Consider the following 2,321-nt stretch of genomic DNA (forward strand, 5'->3'; position numbering starts at 1 on the left):
CTGCGGCCCGGCGTCGATGCCGCGGCGGTCCGCTTGCTGACCCGGCACGGCATCGAGGTGGTGGTGCCCGAGGCGGGCTGCTGCGGCGCCCTGCCGCTGCATATGGGCAAGGACGGCAAGGCGAAGGCCATGGCCGCGGCCGTCGTCGATGCCCTGGCCGGACAGATCGACGGGCTGGATGCGGTGATCGTCACCGCCAGCGGCTGCGGCACCACGCTGAAGGATTACGGCCACCTGCTGAAGGACGACCCGGCGCGGGCCGCCGCCGCCGCCCGTCTCGCCGGCCTCGCCCGCGATGTCAGCGAAGTGCTGGACGGGGTGGAGCTGGCGGTGACCGGGGTCGCGGCCGGACGCGCCATCGCCTATCACGATGCCTGTTCGCTGCGCCATGGCCAGCGGGTGACGGCGCCGAAACGCCTGCTGGCCCGGGCGGGCTTCATCTTACGCGAGCCCGTCGATCCGCACCTCTGCTGCGGCTCGGCCGGGACCTACAACATGCTGCAGCCCGAATTCTCGGCGCAGCTGGGCGCCAACAAGGCCACCGCCCTGGCGGCGACCGGCGCGCCCCTGATCGCCGCCGGCAATATCGGCTGCATGACCCAGATCGACCTGCACGGCGCCCTGCCGGTGGTGCATACGGTCGAATTGCTGGACTGGGCAACGGGTGGGCCGGCGCCTGTGGGATTGCCGCCGGCTTAAGGTGACCCCTCGTCGCGAGGTTCCGGCCTTCGCAGGAGGGACGAAGCTCAGAGCGGCTCGATCACCGTCACGCGGGTGAAGCTGCGGCGGACGGTTTCCAGCCGCAAGGGGACCTGAAGGGTTTCGCCCGCCTGCCAGGGGTCGATCTGGTCCATGGCCGTCGTGCTGCCGAACCAGCCGTCCTGGCCGCCGAGCAGGCAGAAATGATTGCCGTCCTCGTCGCCGAGATCGGACAGGTGACGGACGGCGGCGCCGAAGCCGACATGATGCCGTCCGGTCGCAAGACCGAAGGCGGCCTTGGCCACCGTGTCGTTGCCGCCGGCGCTCCGCCTGTCGGGGGCGCGGAAGAAGCGGCCGACACGGGGCAGGCCGGCGATGAAATGCCCCGGGCGCAGCCGGTGCAGGTCGCCCCAGACCGTGCCCGCCGGCAGGCGGCGGGCCGCCTTGCCCAGCGCCTTCTCGAAGGCGGGGGCCAGGGTCTCGCGCGGCAGGGTCCGCAGTTCCTCGGCGATCAGCCGGCGCGACTGGCGCAGCGCCTCATGGGCGGCAAGCTGGTGCCGCCCGGTCACCCGCCGGACGAGGAGGGCCAGCGTGACCTCGAAGGCGGCGGCACCCGGGCTTTCGGCCGCGTATGACCCGTCCCAGCCAGCGATGAGGTCGAACAGTCGCCGCGCCCCCGGTTTCCGCCGGGTCCCGGTGCCGAGGGCCAGCAGATGATCGCGCAAGGGGAGGGCGGGCGCATGGGACACATCGCGCTGAACGCGGCGCAGATCGTCGAGGCTCAGGGTGTCGCGTACCGCCAGCAACTGGCTGATCCGCTCCGCCCGGTCCCGGGGCGCGAAGAAATGGCCGATGGGAATATCGCCCGGCGGTGGCGGCTCGTTGGCCGAGACGACGGCGCCCGATGAAGGGTCGTGGGCGGCGGGCAATTCGCGGGCGGTGGCGAGACCTTCCAGCGGCCAGGCGGCATCCGGCGAAAGCACGAGGTCGGCGGGATCGCGGGGGCGGCCGCGCGGGACATGGACGGCGCGCAGGTGGCCGATGTGGCCGTCCCGCCCGGCATGGGTGATGTTGAGGCCGGGCAGGCCGAAGCCGTCGATCGCGGCGCGAAAATCCCCGGCCGCGCGGGCCCGGGCCGCCGCCAGCATCGCGGTGAATTCCTCGCCCGCGCCATGGCCGGTCCAGCGCAGCGCGAGGGGCGATTTCGCGCGCAGCAAAGGCCCGTCCGAGACGATGGGGCCGAGCATACAGCGCCGCAGCGGCAGCACGCGGTCGCGCCCGCCGCGCACGCGGAAAGTCTCGGATATCGTTTCGATCGGCAGGTCGGCGGCGTCGAAGAGATCGCTGGTCTGGGCGTAGAGATTGGTGCCGCCCCAGGCCATGTCCGGATTGCGTCCGACCGGAAAGAAGGGCAGGCCCGGCATCATCAGGCCGGCGACGTGAAAGCCCGGGGACTTCACCCCGACCACCATCACGGGGTTGGGCAGGCCGATGGCCAGATGCGGATCGCTGGCGATGAGCCCGGCGCCGCTTTCCGAGCGCCGGCCGGCGACGGCGAAGGAATTGCTGCCGATGCCGGCGCGTCCGCCCAGCAGGGCGGTGGCGGCATCGCCGCCCGGGGC

2 protein-coding genes are annotated in these 2,321 nt (G+C 72.6%); one reads left to right on the top strand and one right to left on the bottom strand.

Annotation, left to right across the window (positions count from 1 at the left end):
- A partial coding sequence (locus WAZ62_RS14835; protein WP_422644312.1) for a heterodisulfide reductase-related iron-sulfur binding cluster occupies positions 1–699 on the top strand: 699 nt, incomplete at its 5' end.
- A 47-nt stretch (positions 700–746) separates the two neighbouring features.
- On the opposite strand, the gene WAZ62_RS14840 is transcribed toward WAZ62_RS14835, so the two are convergent.
- Positions 747–2,321 (bottom strand): penicillin acylase family protein (locus tag WAZ62_RS14840; RefSeq protein WP_422644313.1); only part of this gene is annotated, 1,575 nt, incomplete at its 5' end.

It is taken from the genome of Zavarzinia sp., assembly GCF_049306435.1.
In the GTDB taxonomy this organism is placed as follows: domain Bacteria; phylum Pseudomonadota; class Alphaproteobacteria; order Zavarziniales; family Zavarziniaceae; genus Zavarzinia.